The organism is Bacillus sp. YH3-2-B2 (assembly GCF_053663335.1).
Window position 1 is genome coordinate 48,969 of sequence record NZ_JBSJQE010000001.1, and the last position, 22,055, is coordinate 71,023.

A 22,055-nucleotide genomic window follows, 5' to 3' on the forward strand; every position below is an offset into this window, starting at 1 on the left:
GCGGCTGTTTCAATAGGAAACACTTACCTTAGCTTTCGCGTTTTTTTCTATGCTATTCTTGATAAAGATTAAGGATATTCACATGGCAAGAAAGGTGATTGATGTGAGAATTGTGAACGCAGCGACTGACGGACAAGAAAGCGCGATACAAGAGCTTTCCTCTGAATTGTTTCAAAATGTCTTTCCTCTTTATTTCTCCGAACTGGAAATTCAGCGCTTTAAAAAAAGGGGCGTATTGTCTTTACAAAACCAACGTTACCAAGGAACTTTAAAAGAAGCGTTTCAAATTATGGCTTGTCTGCAAACGGTACATATCATGCTGTCAAAGCCGCACCCCGTATATGACGTCAAAGAGCGGGCGCTGTTTGATAAAAATTGCGCTTTGCTGAATGAATGCGGAATGAATTTTCCCTTTACCTATGATGATTTCGAGACAGGGGCCGGATCAGAAGCCTGCGGTCACAGAAGGCTGATCTGACGGGTATAAAGAGCCTTTTGACAGGCTCTTTTTTGCTTCCTTGACATGATACCACAATTTCTTTCCTCTAACTCCCTTTATAATGAGTCAAACCCCCGAGCATAATAAATGGCGAAAGGGGTGCTTTACAATGAGTTCAATCAAACAATCAATGACTACCCACGTGGCTACCGTTTCTCCCAACCAAACGATCCAGGAAGCGGCTGAGCTGATGCACCAGCATAATGTCGGAGCAATTCCCGTCGTTGACGGAGGGGAATTAAAAGGAATGCTGACAGACCGTGATATCGCATTGAGAACAACGGCTCAAGGCCGCGACGGCCAAACACCTGTTTCACACGTGATGTCTTCTCAAGTTGTATCCGGAAACCCGGAAATGAGTCTTGAAGAGGCGTCACATCTGATGGCCCAACACCAAATCCGCCGCCTTCCCATTGTCGATCAAAATCATCTGGTGGGGATCGTTGCGCTTGGAGACTTAGCGGTCGATCAGCGTTCAAATGAGTCTGCGGGAGCGGCTCTTTCTAATATTTCCAGTCAAAACACACAGTAACGGATGAAGAGAGCTTGCACTCATGCAGGCTCTTCTTTCCGTGAGAATGTTACATTTTGAATGCAAAAGAAATTCACGGTATAGTGTATACATAGGTCAGTACGTTTAGCTAAAGGAGCTGTAACCATTGATAAAAGCATTAATCTTTGATTTTGACGGGTTAATTTTAGATACAGAAACCCATGAATATGAAGTGTTGCAGGAAATGTTTGAGGAACACGGTTCAACATTGCCTTTATCCGTCTGGGGAAAGGTGATAGGAACGGCGGCGGGGTTTAAGCCATTCGCATATTTAGAGGAGCAGCTGGGAAGAAAGCTCGATCATGATGAACTGACGGCGATCAGGCGCGGGCGCTTCGAACAGCGGATGAAGACGGAAACGGCGCGCCCCGGGGTGGAGGCTTATTTAGCCGCGGCAAAAGAATTAGGATTGAAGGTGGGGCTCGCTTCCAGCTCAGATTTTAAATGGGTGTCGGGCCATCTGAAGGAATTAGGCCTGTTTGATGAATTTGAAGTGATTCAGACGGCTGACGACGTAGAAGAAGTGAAGCCCAATCCGGAACTCTATCTGAAAGCTGCGGAACATTTAGGCGTTGAACCTTCTGAATGTCTTGCCTTTGAGGATTCGGTCAACGGCTCAATCGCAGCCAAACGCGCCGGCATGAAATGTGTCATCGTGCCGAATAAGGTAACGAGCGCCCTGTTATTTGAAGAATACGATCACAGACTGGAATCGATGGCGGAAATGGAACTTGAATTACTCTTACAGCGATTGAACGATCAAAACGAACCGGCAGGGGGAAGCAGCATTGTCTGAGAAACTTGATCTGACCCGTTTTGAAAAGAAAATGGTCATACGGAATATGGAAGAGAAAGATATCAACAAAATTATTGAGCTGCAAAAGGATTGTTTTCCGGGGATGGAGCCGTGGGAGCCTGAGCATTTAATCAGCCATCTCGCGCACTTTCCGGAAGGTCAGTTTTGCGCCGAGTATGAAGGGGAAATTATCGGTTCATGCTCAAGCCTGATCATCAATTTCGATGAATATGATGACCGCCACACGTGGCAGGATATTACAGACGACGGTTATATCACGAACCACAACCCGGACGGATTGAATCTGTACGGGATTGAGGTAATGGTTCACCCGGAATACAGACGGATGAAAATCGGACACCGGCTGTATGAGGCGAGAAAAGACTTGGCGAGACGATTGAATCTGAAAAGCATCATTATCGGCGGGCGGATTCCGAATTATCATAAGTATGCGGAAGAAATGACGGCGAGAGCCTATGTCGAACAGGTGACGCGCCATCAGATTTATGATCCGGTGCTTTCTTTCCAGCTGATGAACGGATTTACGCTCATGCGGATCAATCCGAATTATCTCCCGGATGACACCGCGTCCATTAAATATGCGACATTAATGGAATGGAACAATGTCGATTACCTGCCGCAATCGAAGCGCTATTACAAATCGGCATTTCCGGTGCGCATCTGCGTCATTCAATATGAAATGAAGAAGATTTATTCCTTCGAGGAATTTGCCAATCAGGTTGAATATTATGTCGATGTGGCTTCAGATGCGAGATCTGATTTCGCGGTATTCCCGGAGATTTTCACGACGCAGCTCATGTCATTTCTCGAAGAGCGTTCTCCGAGTCTGGCCATTCAGAGGATTACCGAATATACCGAGGACTATATCAGCCTCTTTACAGATCTCGCGGTGAAATATAATGTGAACATTATCGGCGGCTCCCACTTCGTTGAAGAAGAGGGGAAAATTTATAACATCGCCTACTTATTCAGACGTGACGGCACGATTGAAAAACAATATAAGCTTCACATTACGCCGAATGAGCGGAAATGGTGGGGCATCAGCGCCGGAGACAGGGTGCGCGTATTTGATACGGACTGCGGAAAGATCGCCATTCAGATCTGTTACGATATCGAATTTCCGGAGCTTGCGAGAATTGCCGCGGATCAAGGGGCGAAAATTATCTTTACGCCGTTCTGCACTGAAGACCGCCAAGGTTATTTGCGCGTAAGGTACTGCTCTCAGGCGAGAGCGGTTGAAAACCAAATTTACACCGTCATCTCAGGTACGGTCGGAAACCTGCCGCAAACAGAAAATATGGATATTCAATACGCGCAGTCAGCCATTTTTGCTCCGTCTGATTTTGAATTCGCCAGAGACGGAATCGTCGGTGAAACGAATCCGAATATCGAAATGGTCGTGATCGGGGATGTGGACCTTGAAATCTTAAGAAGGCAGCGTGAAAACGGAACCGTGCGCCAGCTGAAAGACCGGCGCAAAGACATTTACCGGATTACGCATCTGAAATAAAAAAACGCCCGCTCCGCTTAAGGGCGGGTTTTTTTATAAAAACACTTGCACCGGCCCCGGTTTCGGGATATGCTCTTGTAGCCCTTTCGCTTTCTGGGAGAAAGCGTTTTTTTAATTGCCGCCGCTTTATTGACTCGCCCATGCCGCGCCTTTATATTCTTATTAAGAGGAAAACTTCACCATGAGAATCGGCGTCAGAAGCCGGGCAGCTTTCGATACAGTGCAATGATATTGAAAGGGAGATGAGCGGTGTGGAACATGTACAAAAAAATCAGTCACTCAAACAAAAGGATAAAGAGCTGATTTGGCACGCGATGAAAGGGGCGGAGCCGGATGACAGCATAATCGTCCAAAAAGGGGAAGGCGCCTGGGTTACGGACATTGACGGCAGACGGTATTTGGACGGCATGTCAGGACTGTGGTGCGTCAATATCGGATACGGGAGAAAGGAGCTTGCCGATGCGGCTTACAGCCAATTGAAGGAGCTTCCTTATTATCCGCTGACCCAAAGCCATCAACCCGCGATTGAGCTTGCGGAAAAACTGAATGAATGGCTCGGCGGCGATTATGTAATCTTCTTTTCCAACAGCGGATCGGAAGCAAATGAAACCGCGTTCAAAATTGCCCGCCAATACCACATTGAAAACGGCGATCACAGCCGCTTCAAATTCATCTCCCGGTACAGAGGCTATCACGGCAATACGATGGGGGCGCTCGCCGCTACCGGCCAGGCGCAGAGAAAATATAAATATGAGCCGCTCTCACAAGGTTTTTTGCACGCGGCGCCGCCTGATCTCTATCGGAATCCCGGCGATGCCGTCACATTGGAAAGCGCGCATGAAATCGACCGGATCATGACGTGGGAGTTAAGCGAAACGATTGCCGGCGTTATTATGGAACCGATTATTACAGGCGGAGGGATACTGATGCCCCCGGACGGGTATATGGCAAAGGTAGAGGACATTTGCCGCCGCCACGGCGCGCTTCTGATCAGTGATGAAGTCATTTGCGGTTTCGGCCGCACGGGAGAGCCGTTCGGATTTCAGCATTACGGCGTTTCACCGGACATCGTCACAATGGCAAAAGGCATTACGAGCGCTTACCTGCCGCTGTCGGCAACGGCAGTGAAACGGGAGATTTTTGAGGCGTATTCGGGCGCTGAGCCGTACGGCCGCTTCCGGCACGTGAATACATTCGGAGGCAATCCGGCAGCCTGCGCCCTTGCTTTGAAAAACCTGCAATTGATGGAGGACGAAAATCTGATCGCCCGTTCCCGGGAGCTTGGAGAACGGCTGCTCCGTGAGCTTGAGCCGCTCAAAGAACATCCGGCGGTCGGCGATGTACGGGGCAAAGGCCTTCTTGCCGGCATTGAGCTCGTCAAGGACAAAATCACGAAGGAACCCGCTGATGCCGCTCTTGTGCAGCACGTCATCACCGCCTGCAGAGAAAAAGGCCTGCTTGTCGGGAAAAATGGTGATACTGTAGCGGGATATAATAATGTCATTCAGCTGTCTCCGCCTTTTTGCCTGTCCGACGAGGAGCTCTCTTTCATCATTTCGACCGTCAAGGAAAGCGTGCTGAGCATTGATTTTTAATGTAAAGGAGTAAAACATGAGTTTTCACAACCAGAAGATTCTACCGGCTATCCGGAACATGAAGCAATTCGATGCATTTTTAGAGAGTCCGTTCTTATACGGCGTCATTTTAGATATCCACCTCGGTCAATTAAAAGGTGTCGTGAATGAAGCAAAAAAACACGGAAAACTTCTGATGGTTCACGTCGATTTAATTCACGGCATTAAGCATGACGAATACGGTGCGGAGTTTATTTGTCAGGATATCCGGCCCGCGGGCATCATTTCGACGAGATCATCAGTCATCGTCAAAGCGAAACAAAAGAAAATATACGCGATCCAGCGTCTGTTTCTCTTGGATACGAGCGCCATGGAGAAAAGCATGGAATTCGTCGGAAAGCATAAGCCTGACTTTATCGAGGTTCTCCCGGGCATCGTTCCGACTTTAATCAGAGAAATTAAAGAAATGACGGGGATTCCGATTTTTGCCGGCGGCTTTATCCGCACGGAGCAGGACGTTGAAAACGCCTTGCAGGCAGGAGCCACGGCCGTGACGACTTCAGACATCGAACTATGGGCTAAATATGAACATTCTATGACAAAAAAAGATTGACACCGCTTACACCCATTGTTACAATAGACCTAGGTTAATACTATGTGATGGAGATCCGGAGACCCACAACAGCTCTTTACGGAAGCAATAAAGCGTAAAGCGGTTTGTTGTGGGTTTTTTATTCTCTATAACTCTGTCAAACCTGCTATTTTGTCATTTAGGAGGAATGGTGATGACAGCATTTTGGGGAGAAGTAATCGGTACAATGCTGCTTGTTATTTTCGGCGGCGGCGTTTGTGCGGGAGTCAATTTAAAGAAATCGCTTTCATACCAATCCGGATGGATTGTTATTGTATTCGGCTGGGGATTGGGAGTAGCCATGGCGGCATATGCCGTCGGCAGCATCAGCGGCGCCCACTTGAATCCGGCTTTAACGATAGGCCTTGCGCTTGAAGGCAGCTTTCCTTGGAAAGACGTCCCTGTTTATATTACGGGACAGATGATCGGAGCAATGATCGGTGCGGTTGTTGTGTACCTTCATTATCTGCCGCATTGGAAAGCGACGGATGATCCGGCCGCTAAACTGGGCGTTTTCTCGACCGGCCCGAGTATTCCTCATACATTTGGGAATATGATAAGTGAAGTCATTGGTACGTTTGTGCTTGTGCTCGGCATTTTGGCAATCGGAGCGAATGAATTTACAAAAGGGCTGAACCCGCTGATTGTCGGATTCCTCATCGTTGCCATCGGGATTTCTCTTGGAGGGACGACCGGATATGCGATCAACCCTGCGCGGGATTTGGGGCCGAGAATCGCTCACGCCTTTCTGCCGATCCCGAAAAAAGGGCCGTCAAATTGGAAATATGCCTGGATTCCCGTAATCGGTCCGATCATGGGCGGTGCGTTCGGCGGCGTATTTTACAATGCCGCGTTTAAAGGAAATGTGACACCTAGCTTTTGGTTTGTAAGCGTTATAATGGTTGTAGTGCTTTTCATACTCTATATTTATACCAAGAAATCTCAATCACGGAAAACATTATCAAATTCTGAATATATTTAAAAAGGAGAGCGGCATCATGGAGACCTATATTTTATCAATTGACCAAGGCACAACAAGTTCAAGAGCGATTCTTTTTAATAAAGAAGGAAAAATCGTGCATTCCGCTCAAAAGGAATTCACACAGCATTTCCCTCAGCCGGGCTGGGTGGAGCACAATGCGAACGAAATCTGGGGATCGGTGCTCGCCGTTATCGCGACTGTGATCTCCGAGTCCGGAATCAGCGCTGATCAAATTGCCGGCATCGGCATCACGAACCAAAGGGAAACGACGGTCGTATGGGATAAAGATACCGGAAAGCCGGTATACAATGCGATTGTGTGGCAATCGAGACAAACATCCGGCATTTGCGAAGAGCTTCGTGAAAAAGGATATAATGATACATTCAGAGAAAAAACGGGACTTTTGATCGACCCTTATTTCTCAGGAACGAAAGTCAAATGGATTCTTGACAATGTAGAAGGCGCGCGGGAAAAAGCGGAAAACGGAAATCTTCTGTTCGGAACGATTGATTCATGGCTCATCTGGAAAATGTCCGGAGGCGCGGCGCACGTAACGGATTATTCAAACGCTTCAAGAACGCTGATGTTTAATATCCATGAATTAAAATGGGATGACGAGCTTCTTGATATTTTAGGCGTGCCGAAATCAATGCTGCCGGAAGTGAAACCGTCTTCTCATGTGTACGCGAAAACGGTTGATTATCATTTCTTCGGTAAGAACATTCCGATTGCGGGAGCGGCCGGAGACCAGCAGTCTGCGCTGTTCGGTCAGGCGTGCTTTGAAGAAGGCATGGGGAAAAACACATACGGCACAGGCTGCTTTATGCTGATGAATACCGGAGAAAAAGCCATCACTTCTGATCACGGCCTTCTGACGACAATCGCCTGGGGATTAGACGGAAAAGTCGAGTATGCATTGGAAGGAAGCATCTTTGTCGCAGGTTCTGCCATCCAATGGCTGAGAGACGGCATGCGGATGTTCCAGGATTCGAAAGAAAGCGAGACATACGCAGAGCGTGTGGATTCCGCTGACGGTGTTTATGTCGTGCCCGCTTTCGTCGGATTGGGCACGCCGTACTGGGACAGTGACGTGCGCGGCTCAGTTTTCGGCCTGACACGCGGAACGACGAAGGAGCATTTTATCCGTGCCACGCTTGAATCTCTCGCATATCAGGCGAAAGATGTGCTTGATGCCATGGAGGCTGATTCAGGCATCTCTTTAAAAACATTGCGTGTAGACGGCGGAGCGGTAAAAAATAACTTCCTCATGCAGTTCCAGAGCGACTTGCTTGATGTGCCGGTCGAACGTCCGGAAATTAATGAAACGACGGCGCTCGGTGCCGCGTATTTGGCCGGAATCGCTGTCGGCTACTGGAAGGACAGCACTGAAATCGCCGATCAGTGGAACCTTGATAAGCAATTCAAACCGGAAATGGAAGATGAAAAACGCGATGAATTGTACGGCGGATGGAAAAAAGCAGTAAATGCAGCTATGGCTTTTAAATAAGATAAAATTATGGTATACTGAAAACAAGTTAATAGGAACGGTCCTGAGATGAGGAGAGACCACAGCACCAAAGTGATGACATGCACTTTGGCTGTTGTGGTCTCTTTTTCTATACCGTGACAACAAGGAGGAAGCGTAATGATGAATCACCAATTTTCAAGTTTGGAACGGGATCATATGCTGGAAGACATGACTAAAAAAACATACGATCTGTTTATTATAGGCGGAGGTATTACGGGTGCCGGTACGGCGCTTGACGCTGCTTCAAGGGGAATGAAAGTCGCTTTGAGCGAAATGCAGGATTTCGCGGCCGGCACATCAAGCCGATCCACAAAGCTTGTCCACGGCGGTTTGCGTTATCTGAAGCAATTTGAAGTCAAAATGGTGGCTGAAGTCGGTAAGGAACGCGCCATCGTGTACGAAAACGGCCCGCACGTCACGACGCCGGAATGGATGCTGCTGCCGTTTCATAAAGGCGGCACGTTCGGTTCATTCTCTACTTCCATCGGCCTGCGTGTGTATGACTATTTAGCGGGAGTAAAAAAATCAGAGCGCAGAAGCATGCTGTCTGCTAAAGAAACGCTGCAAAAAGAGCCGCTCGTCAAAAAAGACGGCTTAAAAGGCGGAGGCTATTATGTAGAGTACCGGACGGACGATGCGAGACTGACGATTGAAGTCATGAAAGAAGCCGTTAAATTCGGTGCGGAGCCTGTCAACTATTCTAAAGTGAAAGAACTGCTTTATGAAAAAGGAAAAGTTGTCGGCGTTTTAATTGAAGATCTGCTGTCAGGCAAGGAATACAAAGTGTACGCCAAAAAAATCGTCAATGCGACAGGTCCGTGGGTCGACGAACTGAGAGAAAAAGACCACAGCAAAAGCGGAAAACATCTCCAGCACACAAAAGGGGTCCATCTTGTATTCGACCAATCCGTATTCCCGCTTAAACAGGCGGTGTACTTTGATACGCCGGACGGCCGGATGGTGTTCGCCATTCCGCGTGAAGGAAAAACATATGTGGGTACGACCGATACGGTTTACAAACAAAAACTTGAGCACCCGCGCATGACGGTGCAGGATCGCGATTATGTCGTCAGCTCCATCAATTATATGTTCCCGGAACTGAACATTACGGCGGACGATATTGAATCTAGCTGGGCCGGCCTCAGACCGCTTATTCACGAAGAAGGGAAAGACCCGTCTGAGATCTCCCGTAAAGATGAAATCTGGACATCTCAATCAGGCCTGATTACGATCGCTGGAGGAAAACTGACGGGCTACCGTAAAATGGCTGAGCACATTGTCGATCTTGTCCGCGACCGCTTGAAAGAAGAGGGCGGCCAGGACTTCGGCGGCTGCAAGACGAAGACGATGCCGATTTCCGGCGGACATGTCGGCGGCTCTAAAAACTTCGAGTCATTTGTGGAAGCAAAGACAAAAGACGGCTTGAAAATCGGTTTATCACAGGAAACCGCTAAGCAGTTAGCCATCAGATACGGCTCTAACGTTGAAAATGTATTCAGCCGGATTGAAGGACTGAAAGACGAAGCGGAAAAACGCCAGATTCCGGTTCACATTCTGGCGGAAGCGGCTTACAGCATCGAAGAAGAAATGGCTGCGACACCTGCCGATTTCTTCGTCCGCAGAACGGGAAGACTGTTCTTCGACATCAAATGGGTGCAAACGTATAAAACGGCCGTGATTGATTACATGAGCGACCGATTCCAATGGAATGACGAAACGAAAGAAAAACACACTGAGTGGTTAAATACGCTGCTGCACGACGCGGTTGTTCCGCTCGAACAATAATAACCGGAGGGCTGTGCCGAAAAGGCATGAGCCCTTCTTTTATCTTTTTACATAAAGCATTTGGTTAAGTTATCAAGTGACACGGGCAGCCGCTTCATATTAAAATATGGTCATAAGCTGAAATTATAGGAGGACGAACATGAGTTGGAGTAAGAGTTACGAACGCTGGAATCAGGCCGAACAATTAGATTCAGAATTGAAAAAATTATTGGCGGACGCAGAAGGAAACGAGCAGCTGCTGGAAGATTTTTTCTACAAAAATCTTGAGTTCGGAACAGGAGGCATGAGAGGAGAAATCGGGCCGGGTACGAACAGAATGAACATTTACACGGTCCGCAAAGCATCCGCCGGACTTGCGGCGTATATCGCGAAACAGGGGGAAGACGCGAAAAAAAGAGGGGTTGCGATCGCATACGACTCCCGTCATAAATCTCCTGAGTTTGCGATGGAAGCTGCAAAAACCCTTGCTTCCCAAGGCATTCAAACATACGTATTTGATGAGCTCCGCCCGACGCCTGAGCTGTCTTTTGCGGTGAGAAAGCTGAACGCTTATGCCGGTATCGTCGTGACGGCCAGCCATAACCCGCCTGAATATAACGGATATAAAGTGTATGGCGATGACGGCGCACAGCTGCCGCCGAAAGAAGCGGACATCGTCATTGCGGAAGTGAATGCCATAGAAAATGAATTAACGATTCAAGTTGAAGATGAACAGTCGCTGAAAGAAAAAGGTTTGATTAAAATAATCGGTGAAGAAATTGATAAACCGTATACTGAAAAACTGACTTCCATCTCCGTACATCCCGAGCTTTCGGATGAAGTGGATGTCAGCGTCGTGTTCACTCCGCTGCACGGCACGGCAAATAAACCGGTGCGCCGCGGTCTCGAAGCACTCGGTTACAAAAACGTCACCGTCGTAAAGGAGCAAGAGCTGCCGGACCCGGATTTTTCAACCGTCAAATCGCCGAATCCGGAAGAGCACGCGGCATTCGAATATGCCATTAAGCTCGGAGAAGAACAAAATGCCGATATTCTCGTCGCTACGGACCCGGATGCCGACCGTCTCGGCATTGCCGTAAAAAACAGCGAAGGCAAGTACACAGTGCTGACGGGAAACCAGACAGGCGCGCTTTTATTGCATTACCTGCTTTCCGAGAAGAAAAAACAGGGCACCCTTCCTGAAAACGGTGTCGTCATGAAAACGATTGTCACGAGCGAATTGGGCCGCGCCGTCGCTTCATCGTTCGGATTAGATACGGTTGACACGCTGACAGGCTTCAAATTTATCGGTGAAAAGATCAAAGAATATGAAAAATCAGGCCAATACACGTTCCAGTTTGGGTATGAAGAAAGCTACGGCTACTTAATCGGCGATTTCGCGCGTGACAAAGACGCGATCCAGGCTGCGCTGTTAGCCGTCGAGGTATGCGCCTTTTATAAAAAGCAGGGCATGTCGCTTTATGACGCGCTGCTGTCCATTTTTAAAGAATACGGATATTACCGTGAAGGCTTGAAGTCATTGACGTTAAAAGGAAAACAGGGAGCAGAGCAGATTTCCGCTATCCTGACTTCATTCCGAAACGATCCGCCGAAGCAGATGGCCGGAAAACAAATCACGCAGGCTGAAGACTATTCAACGGGAAAACGGACTGTATTTGCCGATCATCATGAAGAAGATATTGATCTGCCGAAGTCAAATGTCCTGAAATATTTCCTTGAAGACGGCTCTTGGTTCTGCCTTCGTCCATCAGGAACGGAGCCGAAAGTGAAGTTCTATTTCGCCGTGAAGGGAACTTCTTTACAAGACAGCGAACAGCGTCTTGCCGCATTATCTGAAGCAGTCATGAAAACGGTGGATGACATAGTGGAAAAAACGAAATAAACAACAAACCGCCGGAAGCGACATCCGGCGGTTTTTTTATACGCCTCATCCGAAAGTATGAGGAAAATTCATGCTGAAAACAAAGGAATATACAGAAAAGAATTGATATAATATGGATAATTCTGATTGGCCGGAGTGAGGGAAATTGACGAAAACGACGGTAGAAACGTTAAAAACGTTAAAAGCGATTGCGGAAACCTTAAACCAAAACCACGATTTAAAGGAAGCGCTTGATAAAGTGCTCAGCGAACTGCTCAGCCTGACCGGACTGCAGACAGGGTGGATTTTTCTGATTGAGCCGGACGGGTCTTATACGCTCGCCGCATCCGCTTATTTACCGCCGGCTCTCGGTCAGCGGGAAAATGCACTGATGTGCAGCGGGGAATGCTATTGTCTGACCAAATTCAGCAATGGCGGATTGACAAAGGCCGTAAACATAATGAATTGTAAACGGATTGAATTTGCGGAACAGACGACGAACTGCCGCGATACGGAGGGCATTACCCATCATGCGACCGTACCGCTTGAGGACGGCGGCCGGAAGTTCGGTTTATTAAACGTCGCCGCAAGTGAAAAGACATTTTTCAACGAAGAAGAACTGCATCTGCTTGAAGCGGTTGCATTTCAAATCGGAACGGCGATTCAGCGGATGAAATTGGCCGAATTTGAGCAGCAGAACGCCCTGTTGATGGAACGAAGCAGACTTGCGCAAGACCTGCATGATTCCGTCAATCAGATGCTGTTTTCTGTCAGCTTAACGGCAAAAGCCGCAAAGAGCTTTACAGATGATGATCGGCTCCGGCAGATGATTACGTTTATTCAAGAGCTGTCTCAGGATGCGCTAACAGAAATGAGGGCGCTCATTTGGCAGCTGAAGCCGGAAAGCTTAACGAAAGGGCTGTATGCGTCGATCAAAAGCTACGCCGCTCTTATCGGCCTGGAAGCCGTTTGTGAAACGGAGGATGAGCTGGAGCTTACGGATGAACAGGAACACGCGCTTTGGCGGATCGCCCAGGAAGCCTTGAATAACTGTAAAAAGCATGCGGGAACGGACCGGGTTATCATTTCCGCCGTTAAAAAGCCGGGTTACGCTGAGCTTCACATTAGCGACCGTGGAGCGGGCTTCAGCGCTGATGCGCATGCTGTGCTCCCATCGCTTGGCGTGGCCGGCATGAAAGCGCGGGCTGAAGCGATCGGAGGCCGCTTTACATTGCAATCCGAGCTTGGCGCCGGAACGATTGTCTCCGTTCGGCTTCCGTTTCGGGACAGGAGGTCTGATTGATGAAAATTGTGATTGCTGATGATCATCACGTTGTCCGCAAAGGACTGCGCTATTTCTTCGCCACTCAGGAAGACATTGAAGTTGTCGGTGAGGCGTCCACCGGTGCTGACGCGCTTCAGCAAGCTGAAAAGACGGAGCCGGACATCATTCTGATGGATTTATCAATGCCTGATATGGACGGCATAGAAGCGGCAAAAATCGCGGCTGAACGATTTCCGGACATCAGTATCGTCGTTTTGACGAGCTATTCTGATCAGGAGCACGTCATTCCCGCCCTTAAAGCCGGCGCAAAAGCGTATCAGCTGAAAGACGCTCAGCCCGATGATTTAGTGAAAACGCTCCGGGAAGTGTATTCCGGACGTTACCGGCTGTCGGCGGATATTGTGCCTCACGTGCTGACCCATATGGTTCAGGATAATCAGGATAAGGAAAAATATTATCAGCTGACCCCCCGTGAAAAAGATGTTCTTCAAGAAATAGCCAAAGGAAAAAGCAATAAGGAAATTGCGGCGGCACTGTTTATTTCAGAAAAAACAGTGAAGACCCACGTGTCCAACCTGCTGTCAAAGCTGAATCTTTCCGACCGGACGCAGGCGGCATTGTATGCGGTAAAATATAATGTTTTTGGAAAGGCGGTAAAATCATGAGCATATTAGTGATCAGCGGCACACCGAGAAAAAACGGGCGGACTAGAATTGCCGCTTCTTATATCAGAGATCGGTTTCATACCGATTTTATTGATTTGAGCGAAAGTGAACTGCCGCTTTATAACGGTGAAGAAGAACAGAATGAGCTGCCTTCAGTGCAAAAGTTAAGGCGGCAGGTGAAAAAGTCGGCGGCCGTCGTCTTATTATCTCCCGAGTATCACAGCGGCATGAGCGGCGCTTTAAAAAACGCCATCGATTTTTTAAGCAGCGATCACTGGGCATACAAACCGGTGGCCATCATTGCCGCGGCCGGCGGAGGAAAAGGAGGCATGAACGCGCTGGCGAATATGCGGACGGTCATGCGGGGCGTCTATGCAAATGTCATCCCGAAACAGCTGGTATTAGACCCGATTCACATCGACATGGAGCGCCGGACCGTATCTGAGGATATGGCGGTCAGCCTGAAAGACATGATCGAAGAGCTGAATATGTTCACAAACACAAGAAATCCCGGCGTATGACGCCGGGATTGTTTTATGTCAAAATGGCTAATTGATCTTCATAAGCGAGCTCTGTCGCATGATCAATATACCCGAGAAGGGAATACAGCTCTTTTTCAAGCACCGCATGATCGTATTCGAAATGATACGCGTGCAGAAAGTGCTCAATACGCTTTGATAATAAATCATCTTTTGTACGAACCATCAAAATTAATAAATTGTCCCATTGAGACCGGTGTGTGTAATACAAGGCTTTATCATAATCGGCATGATCCATCTTACGCTTCTCCTTTCAATGAGAAGTTCTCCGTTAGTTTATGCCGCCGAAGCCCGGATGCAACGGGGGAAAACTTGGTGTCCTTATCATTGCGGCATAGCAATATGAGGGAGACATAAAATAAAACCGCATATCCGTCTCTTCTTTGGACACGCTAAGATTGACAAAAAACGACTCAGGAGAACATAAAGATGAAATCCCTTCCATTTGCGCTTGCCCTCTTGTTTTGCGGCATTCTCATTGCCTCTATCGCTGAAAAAGGGCATACAGAACACCTCGATCCGTCAGTTGAAAAATGGGAACAGCTCGCATGGAACCAGCTTGAACGTGAATACAAGGGGGCCGAGCTTACCGATTATTCGTACATGGGCCGTACAAAAGTGAACCGGGAACAGACGAAAGACGTGTTTCGCGTAACGGTGCAAACCGCAAAAGAAACGTTTTCATCCCGTGCTGAAGTGTATTTCCATCCCGTAACAAAACACGTGATCAGCATCAATATTTTCAGACTGTAAAAAAGCTGCACAGCCTTATGCGGCCGTACAGCTTATCAGATATCAGAAGAAACGTTTTGCGCCGAGGTAGCGCTGTTTCCAATAGGAATTGTTCATGCTGGAAATAACGACACCCGAATCGTTGGCATTAATAAACTGGCCGTTCCCGAGATAAATACCGACGTGGGAAGGTCCGGCTTTATAAGTTGAGAAAAAGACAAAGTCACCGACCGCCGGCTGGCTGACTGATGTCATCGTATTCCAGTAGCCTGCGGCTGAAAGTCTGGATACAGAAGTGACCTTATTGAGAACGTAATAAATGAAACCGCTGCAGTCAAAGCCTCTCGGCGTCGTCCCGCCCCATACATACGGTACGCCCAGCTGAGCTTTTGCGGCATCGATCATTACATTAATCTTCGCGCTTGTTGAACCTGTGCCGCCTGTGCTGCCGGACTGATTCGGTGTCGTGTTTGTCTGCTGCCCGGTAATCGTCAGTTTCTGTCCGATTTGAAGAACGTCTGTTTTCAGATTGTTTTTCTCGCGGATCTGCTGGGCGGTTACATTGAACTTTTGGGCGATCACCCATAAAGAATCCCCGCTTTTCACGGTATATGTAGTGGTTTTCCCTGTATTTCCGGACTGGTTCGGAGCTGACGGTGAAGACGAAGAGCCGGAAGAAGACGTTTTGGTCAGCTTCAGCACTTGTCCGACCCGCAGCATGTCTGACGTCAGTTTGTTGATGCTTCTGATTTGCTGAACCGTCATATTGTATGCGTTTGCGATTTTCCAGAGTGAGTCTCCGCTTTTTACTGTATAGGAGGACGTTTGCGTCTGGTTTTTATTTTGGTTTGAATTGTCTTTTGACGGCGTGTTTCCCGAAGAAGACGTTCCTTTTGTTTTCAGGACTTGGTTTACGTAGATCGTATCCGTTTTTAAGTTGTTTAATACTTTGAGTTCCGCAATGGTCATATTGACGCTGTTTGCGATCTTCCATAGGGAATCGCCGAGTTTTACTTTATAGGTCCCGGAAGATGATGACTGATTTTTGCTGCTGTTTGAGCTGCTGCCCGGCGCGGTTTTTTTCTGATCGGTGCTTGAGGAAACTTTCCCCGTCACTTGCAGCTTCTGTCCGGCGCGGATTAAGTCGCTTGTCAGACCGTTCAATTTTTTCAGTTCCTGTACGGACATTTTAAAATCAGATGCGATCAGCCACAGCGAATCGCCGTTTTTCACTGTATAAACGCTTTTAGTCGTGCCGCTGTTCTTTGAAGATGGCTTTTTGCTGCCGGAATCTGATTTGCCGTTAGGGATGGTGAGCGTCTGCCCGATAGAAAGAACGGTGGATTTTAGATGATTCGCTGATGTAATGGCATCCACGCTTGTATTGTAGTTTTGGGCAAGCTTCCATAATGAATCTCCGCTTTTAACCTTAATCGTTTGTGCTTCTGCCGGTGTTACAGCTAACGCAGACCCGACGATCGCAGATGCAGTCAAACCGACCGCTACCTTTTTTTTCATAGTGAATCTCCCTTTTCCTGCGATAATTTTTCTATCCCCATTCGTTGCAGCCGCAAGGTGAGGATATCAGTAATGATAATCTTTATATCGGCACTTGTCTGCAATCGTTTATCATATTAATAGAAATAGTCCTTTTTTCTTATGCCGGCATAAAAAAAAGAAGGAATGCGGACATTCCTTCAGCTTCTGAGCAGTCTCATAATCTCCTCTTTGTTTTTGACCAGATCCCTTAACGTATATTTGTCTAAAACGGCCAGGTAAGCTTGCAGGGCTTCATTCAGAAGGTTCTTTAAGTTGCAGGCGGGAGATATGATACAGAGATTTTTTTTGGAGTCAAAGCATTCTACGATGTTAAAGTCGTCTTCTGTATGTCGAACGACTTCTCCAATGTTTATGTCTTCCGGTGTCATTCCTAATCGAATTCCGCCTCCCCGGCCCCGGATCGTTTCGACATACCCGAGCTGGCCGAGACGGTAAATGACTTTCATGAGGTGGTTTTTAGAGATGGAATAAGTATCTGCGATTTCTTTTATGTTGGAAAGTTCGTCGGAATGTCTGGAAGCCAAAAAAATCAAAACGCGTAAAGAGTAATCGGTATAGTTCGTTAATTTCATAGAATGACCTCGAAAAAAGAGATTTTGCTTCTGTTACAGTCTATCATATATGAATCTAAAATGAAAAAAAAGGAATTTGCTCCCTTAACTTTTAAAAAAAACGTGCGCTCCTTCTGAGCACACGTTTTTTTCGTTAAGACATCGGCGGCTTACGATCGTCAGCCGATTGATGTTTTTCAATTTTGCGATCCAATTTTGCGAGATAACGGGAGGCAAATTCTTTTCCGCCAAGCCCGAATGAAAGTCCGAAGGCAAGCGCGAAACCGCCCAGAATCAGAATAAACGCGGCATTTACGATCGTGTCGGCGACACCGAGCTGATCCAGCGCCATAAAGATTGAGAGAGTGATAATGGTATATTTCGCAAGCGGCGCCAGGAATCTGAATTCCTTTCCGCTCAGCATGCCGGCAAGCAGCCTGCTGACGAGCTGTCCGGCCAAAAGCCCGATTCCGAGAATAAATACAGCGGCCAGAACATTAGGCAGGTAAGCGATAATACCGGTTGCGATAACGACGAGAAATTCGAGATGAACAAGCTGCAGCGCCTCTGCCGTAAAGAGCAGGACGATGATGATCTGAACAATCATGCCGACCGTCTGAGAAAGCGTCAGCTTCGGGGTGCCCGCCTGTTCAAAGCCCATTTTACCGAGAAGAGAGTCGAAACCGGCCCGGTGCAAGAGCCCGGATACAATGCTGTTGACCCATTTTCCGACCCAGATGCCGGCGATGATCAGCACAATACCGATGATGATATTAGGTAGCATTGTGAAGACCGTGTGCAGCATGGCTGACGCCGGTTCAGAAATACCCGCCACATCAAGCCGGTCAAGCGCAGAGATGATCACCGGAATGAAAATCAGCACGTAGACAATCGTTCCGATGATTGCCGACAGGCTCGTATCCTTCAGATAAATAGAAAGCCCCATACGTGCGGCGAGCCTTTCCGTGCCGATACTCGCCAGAAAGTTTGTGACGATATCACGGACGAGACGGGCAACAAGCCAGCCGATTAAAACAATCAGCGCCGCGGCGAATAATTTCGGTATAAAGGACAAAACGCTTTGGATCATATTTGTAAACGGCCCTGATACTCCGCTGATTTGGAGAGCGGACAAGACGCCGGGCAGGAACAAGAGCAAGACGAAGTAAAAAACGATTCGTGAAGCGGCCGTAACGGATCTGCTCATCTCCGCTTCTTCAGACACCATTGTCCATTTTCTGAGCCGGCCGTTTTCAGCGAGTTTCATGCCCGCTTTTTTGACGAGATAGCTGAAAAGCGAAGCGGCCGCCCAGCCCACGAGCAGAATCAAGCCGGCTTTTAAGACGCTCGGCACAGCCGCCGTTATCGCCGACAGCATGCTGACAAAAGGCGAAGCCACGGTTGTCAGATGCAGAATGTTAAAGAATAGAATAAAAACGATGATTAATGCGATAAAATAAATGACTTTACTGATGACTTTTTCTGAGGAATAGCGCGCCGGCTTTTTTTCGGCGAACAGCCTGTCGTCGATTTTTGTTTTTTGCAGGCCTTTGTATACGGCTTTTTCAATGATTTTGGCAATGCCCCAGCCGATAAGCAGGACGAGCAGTGCAATGATCAGATTCGGGAGTTTGCTGAGATACGTCGTAAGCATGTCTGCTGTATTCAAGTAGAATCGCTCCTTTTCTTTTTGGGGTATGGTGTGTGTTTTACCCACTTACATATAAAGCAAACGGGGCGGATGTGCCGAAAGTTTTCAGTCGGAAACCGGCCTGTTATTTCATCTTTTGAGAGGAGGGGTCATACATTATAAATAAGTCCAAGTAGGGGGGATTCGCTTGAACGCGGAGGAGACAAAAGGTTTACAGCGGGCAATTGAGGAAATAACCGACATTGCGAAGGGTTTCGGCCTTGATTTCTACCCGATGAGATATGAAATTTGCCCGGCTGAAATTATTTATACATTCGGCGCGTACGGCATGCCGACGAGATTCAGCCACTGGAGTTTCGGCAAACAATTTCATAAGATGAAACTCCATTATGATCTCGGTTTGAGCAAAATTTATGAACTTGTCATTAATTCCAACCCTTGCTACGCTTTTTTGCTGGACAGCAATTCGCTGATCCAAAATAAATTAATTGTAGCCCATGTTCTTGCCCATTGTGATTTTTTCAAAAATAACTGCCGCTTTCAAAATACGAACCGGGACATGGTTGAGAGTATGGCGGCTGCGGCGGAGCGGATTAAGCATTATGAAAGAATTCACGGGATAAAAGAGGTGGAGTCCTTTTTAGATGCCATTCTGGCGATTCAGGAGCATATCGATCCGTCGCTTGTCAGGCCAAAGCTGCTGTGGAGCGTCGATGACGAAGAGGAGGACGAAGAAGAAACCGCGCCATCGCCTTACGATGATTTATGGGGAATGGATAAGCCGAAGCAGGTGAAAAAGAAAAAAGGGAAAAAACCGTTTCCGCCCCGGCCGGAAAAAGATATTCTGCTGTTTATCGAAGAACATTCGCGGGAGCTTGAACCGTGGCAGCGTGACATTTTAACCATGATGAGAGAAGAAATGCTGTATTTCTGGCCTCAGCTGGAAACGAAAATCATGAACGAAGGCTGGGCATCCTATTGGCATCAGCGGATTATCCGCGAGCTTGACCTGACTTCAGATGAAGCCATCGAATTTGCGAAGCTGAACGCAGGCGTCGTTCAGCCGTCAAAAACGGGAATCAACCCGTATTATTTAGGGCTGAAAATTTTTGAAGACATCGAAGAGCGTTATGACAACCCGACAGATGAAATGAAAAAAACAGGGGTAAAGCCCGGTTCCGGCCGCGAGAAAATGTTTGAGGTCAGGGAAATTGAATCGGATATCTCATTTATCCGCAATTATTTGACGAAAAATCTCGTCATGCGTGAGGATTTGTATTTATTCCAAAAGCAGGGCAGGGACTATAAAGTGATCGACAAAGAATGGAAGGCCGTGCGCGACCAGCTCGTGAACATGCGGGTCAACGGGGGATTTCCTTATCTGACCGTCAATGACGGGGATTACCTGAAGAATAATGAGCTTTATATTAAACATTGGTATGAGGGAATTGAGCTTGATCTGAAATACTTGGAGAAAGTGCTGCCGTATCTGTACCAGCTGTGGGGCAGGAGCGTGCACATCGAATCTGTTCTTGAAGACAGAGAAGTGATGTTCTCGTATGACGGCAAAGGAGTGCACCGGAGATATCTGTAAAAGAAGAAAGGATGCGGGGAAACCCCCGCATCCTTTTTTATTTTCCGTGTTTCAGGATGTGAAAGATCTTTTTGGCCTGGTCCGTGTTGTTTAAAAGCCCCGTAAATGATTCTCTTCCCGGACCGTATGCGTAAACGGGAACTTCTTCGCCCGTATGATCGCCGGTTGTCCAGCCGCTGTTGGTTTTCGCATTAAAAAGCTTAATGATCGCTTTGTAGACGCTCTTGTCAGCATCCTGTTTTGCGGCCGTTTCGATCTGTTTAATTTCAGCTTTTGACCATTTCAGGTCTGTATAACGCGCAAGCACGGAAGATACGGATTTGCCCGCTTTGATTTGGTCAGCCATAAATGCCGGGGTTTTCTTGGCGGCAAGAATCGGTTCAACATGCCAGTTTTTATCGTCATTCGCGCCGATCGTCAATCCGCCGGTGGTATGATCAGCCGTGGCAACGACAAGCGTATGTTTGTCCTTTTTGGCAAATGCGATCGCTGCTTTATACGCTTTTTCAAAATCCTTCATTTCACTCATTGCGCCGACTATATCATTGTCATGTCCCGCCCAGTCTATTTGGCTGCCTTCGACCATTAAGAAGAACCCTTTTTTATTCTTGTTCAGCCTGTCGATCGCCGCCGTTGTCATGTCTTCTAATGAAGGGACGGCGTTTGACCGATCGATTGCTTTATCGAGTCCGCCATCGGCAAACAGGCCGAGAATCTTCTTGTTACGATCTTTTTTCAGCTCCTGTTTTGATGTCACATAGCTGTATCCCGCTTTTTTGAAATCCTTTGTTACATTGCGGTCTTTACGGATAAAGTTTGATTTGCCGCCTCCGAGGAGCACATCGACTTTTTGTTTTCCGTTGATGCGGTCATCAAAGTAGCTGCTTGCGATGTCATCCATATTCTTTCGGGATTTGTTATGGGCTCCGAATGCCGCAGGGGTGGCGTGGGCAATCTCCGAAGTTGCGACAAGTCCGGTGGATTTCCCTCTTTGTTTCGCTTCTTCGAGGACGGATTTGACCCGCTTTCCTTTTTTATCGACTCCGATCGCCGCGTTATACGTTTTCACGCCCGTGGCCATTGCCGTGCCAGCCGCCGCGGAATCGGTAATATTGGAATCAGGATCGTCAGGATAAGTCATCATCATACCGGCGAGATTGGGGTCGAATGCCGTCAGTTTCATACCATCCGAAGGCTTTCCTTTGTTAATGACCGAACGGTAGGCGTTCATATAGGGAGCGCCCATTCCGTCGCCGACCATGAAGATGACGTTTCTGATCTCGTTTTTGTCAGGCTGTTTTTTTGCCGCAGCCTGTTCAGAGTGCTGAAACCCCGCGCCCGCAATCAGACCGGCTGTCAGCACGGATACGGCTGCCGCCGGCAGAAGTTTTGATCGAACCTGTTTAAATAGACTCATTCTCACTCGTCCTCCTTTAATCGTGTCTGCATGTCTAATGGTAGGGGGTGTTTGTAAAGAGCGCCTGTTTCTCCTGTAAATTTCAGGTGAAACATTGTTAGAAATGTAAATTCCGGTGTAACTTATGTTTTCAAGAAAGGGTGAAAACCATTCACTTTTTTGAAAAAGACGAGGATTTTTTTAACAAGGAGTTATTTGGAAAGTAAACTGCTTTGTTTTTCCAAAATACGAGGATCACAGGAAAAAAACATGACAAATTGACTCGTTTTTCGTCACGTTTGAAATCAAATTGAAATATTTAATACCCTTAAAAACTTTTTT

At 47.5% G+C, this 22,055-nt stretch carries 20 protein-coding genes; 15 read left to right on the forward strand and 5 right to left on the reverse strand.

The genetic code is table 11. From position 1 onward, the window contains the following. Positions 1 to 82 precede the first annotated feature (82 nt). The 13 genes from ACWJJX_RS00345 to ACWJJX_RS00405 all read left to right on the forward strand — a co-directional run bounded on the left by ACWJJX_RS00345 (position 83) and on the right by ACWJJX_RS00405 (position 14,211). The gene (locus ACWJJX_RS00345; RefSeq protein WP_007408448.1) at positions 83 to 478 is read left to right on the forward strand and encodes a DUF5365 family protein; all 396 of its coding nucleotides are present in this window, start codon (positions 83 to 85) and stop codon (positions 476 to 478) included. Between the two features lie 130 nt (positions 479 to 608). Further along, positions 609 to 1,031, forward strand: coding sequence for a CBS domain-containing protein (locus tag ACWJJX_RS00350; RefSeq protein ID WP_063174151.1), 423 nt, complete (start codon positions 609 to 611; stop codon positions 1,029 to 1,031). 127 nt (positions 1,032 to 1,158) lie between these two features. Beyond that, complete coding sequence (locus ACWJJX_RS00355; protein ID WP_003155347.1) at positions 1,159 to 1,848, forward strand: HAD family hydrolase; 690 nt, start codon at positions 1,159 to 1,161, stop codon at positions 1,846 to 1,848. Continuing rightward, complete coding sequence (locus ACWJJX_RS00360) at positions 1,841 to 3,379, forward strand: bifunctional GNAT family N-acetyltransferase/carbon-nitrogen hydrolase family protein (RefSeq protein WP_003155346.1); 1,539 nt, start codon at positions 1,841 to 1,843, stop codon at positions 3,377 to 3,379. The genes ACWJJX_RS00355 and ACWJJX_RS00360 overlap by 8 nt, the downstream gene beginning before the upstream one ends. Positions 3,380 to 3,621: 242 nt before the next feature. Beyond that, on the forward strand, positions 3,622 to 4,974 hold the full coding sequence (locus ACWJJX_RS00365; RefSeq protein WP_230014213.1) for an aspartate aminotransferase family protein: 1,353 nt from the start codon (positions 3,622 to 3,624) through the stop codon (positions 4,972 to 4,974). 16 nt (positions 4,975 to 4,990) lie between these two features. Then, a complete protein-coding gene (locus ACWJJX_RS00370) occupies positions 4,991 to 5,566 on the forward strand; it encodes a glycerol-3-phosphate responsive antiterminator (protein ID WP_454022644.1) in 576 nt (191 codons plus the stop codon). A gap of 172 nt (positions 5,567 to 5,738) precedes the next feature. Then, positions 5,739 to 6,566 (forward strand): MIP/aquaporin family protein, encoded by an 828-nt coding sequence (locus ACWJJX_RS00375; RefSeq protein ID WP_454022645.1) that lies wholly within the window; start codon positions 5,739 to 5,741, stop codon positions 6,564 to 6,566. 16 nt (positions 6,567 to 6,582) lie between these two features. After that, a complete protein-coding gene (gene glpK, locus ACWJJX_RS00380) occupies positions 6,583 to 8,073 on the forward strand; it encodes a glycerol kinase GlpK (protein ID WP_007610291.1) in 1,491 nt (496 codons plus the stop codon). 138 nt (positions 8,074 to 8,211) lie between these two features. Further along, a complete protein-coding gene (gene glpD, locus ACWJJX_RS00385) occupies positions 8,212 to 9,879 on the forward strand; it encodes a glycerol-3-phosphate dehydrogenase (RefSeq protein WP_003155341.1) in 1,668 nt (555 codons plus the stop codon). Positions 9,880 to 10,018: 139 nt separating this feature from the next. Further along, entirely contained in the window at positions 10,019 to 11,761 is a 1,743-nt protein-coding gene (locus tag ACWJJX_RS00390; RefSeq protein WP_071392057.1) for a phospho-sugar mutase, read from the forward strand. Positions 11,762 to 11,906: 145 nt separating this feature from the next. Further along, positions 11,907 to 13,043 carry a GAF domain-containing sensor histidine kinase gene (locus ACWJJX_RS00395; RefSeq protein ID WP_454022646.1) on the forward strand — a complete coding sequence of 379 codons (1,137 nt, stop codon included), beginning with the start codon at positions 11,907 to 11,909 and terminating at the stop codon, positions 13,041 to 13,043. Next, on the forward strand, positions 13,043 to 13,690 hold the full coding sequence (locus tag ACWJJX_RS00400; protein ID WP_454022647.1) for a response regulator: 648 nt from the start codon (positions 13,043 to 13,045) through the stop codon (positions 13,688 to 13,690). Before ACWJJX_RS00395 ends, ACWJJX_RS00400 begins: the two co-directional genes overlap by 1 nt. Continuing rightward, complete coding sequence (locus ACWJJX_RS00405) at positions 13,687 to 14,211, forward strand: NADPH-dependent FMN reductase (protein WP_014304698.1); 525 nt, start codon at positions 13,687 to 13,689, stop codon at positions 14,209 to 14,211. The genes ACWJJX_RS00400 and ACWJJX_RS00405 overlap by 4 nt, the downstream gene beginning before the upstream one ends. Positions 14,212 to 14,224: 13 nt before the next feature. On the opposite strand, the gene ACWJJX_RS00410 is transcribed toward ACWJJX_RS00405, so the two are convergent. Continuing rightward, entirely contained in the window at positions 14,225 to 14,467 is a 243-nt protein-coding gene (locus ACWJJX_RS00410) for a YhdB family protein (RefSeq protein WP_070081560.1), read from the reverse strand. Between the two features lie 191 nt (positions 14,468 to 14,658). Here ACWJJX_RS00410 and ACWJJX_RS00415 point away from each other — a divergent pair, with 191 nt between their 5' ends. Then, positions 14,659 to 14,982, forward strand: coding sequence for a DUF3889 domain-containing protein (locus ACWJJX_RS00415; protein WP_003155332.1), 324 nt, complete (start codon positions 14,659 to 14,661; stop codon positions 14,980 to 14,982). 42 nt (positions 14,983 to 15,024) lie between these two features. Here ACWJJX_RS00415 and ACWJJX_RS00420 read toward each other — a convergent pair whose 3' ends face one another. The 3 genes from ACWJJX_RS00420 to ACWJJX_RS00430 form a co-directional block, all read right to left on the reverse strand. Continuing rightward, on the reverse strand, positions 15,025 to 16,479 hold the full coding sequence (locus ACWJJX_RS00420; protein ID WP_454022648.1) for a LysM peptidoglycan-binding domain-containing protein: 1,455 nt from the start codon (positions 16,477 to 16,479) through the stop codon (positions 15,025 to 15,027). A gap of 179 nt (positions 16,480 to 16,658) precedes the next feature. Beyond that, positions 16,659 to 17,093 carry a nitric oxide-sensing transcriptional repressor NsrR gene (nsrR, locus tag ACWJJX_RS00425; RefSeq protein WP_003155328.1) on the reverse strand — a complete coding sequence of 145 codons (435 nt, stop codon included), beginning with the start codon at positions 17,091 to 17,093 and terminating at the stop codon, positions 16,659 to 16,661. A 133-nt stretch (positions 17,094 to 17,226) separates the two neighbouring features. Next, positions 17,227 to 18,741 carry a mechanosensitive ion channel gene (locus tag ACWJJX_RS00430; RefSeq protein ID WP_031378438.1) on the reverse strand — a complete coding sequence of 505 codons (1,515 nt, stop codon included), beginning with the start codon at positions 18,739 to 18,741 and terminating at the stop codon, positions 17,227 to 17,229. 169 nt (positions 18,742 to 18,910) lie between these two features. Here ACWJJX_RS00430 and ACWJJX_RS00435 point away from each other — a divergent pair, with 169 nt between their 5' ends. Continuing rightward, positions 18,911 to 20,317, forward strand: a complete 1,407-nt coding sequence (locus ACWJJX_RS00435; RefSeq protein WP_454022649.1) for a SpoVR family protein — start codon at positions 18,911 to 18,913, stop codon at positions 20,315 to 20,317. A 37-nt stretch (positions 20,318 to 20,354) separates the two neighbouring features. Here ACWJJX_RS00435 and ACWJJX_RS00440 read toward each other — a convergent pair whose 3' ends face one another. Beyond that, positions 20,355 to 21,734, reverse strand: a complete 1,380-nt coding sequence (locus tag ACWJJX_RS00440) for an alkaline phosphatase (RefSeq protein WP_229153927.1) — start codon at positions 21,732 to 21,734, stop codon at positions 20,355 to 20,357. Positions 21,735 to 22,055 lie beyond the last annotated feature (321 nt).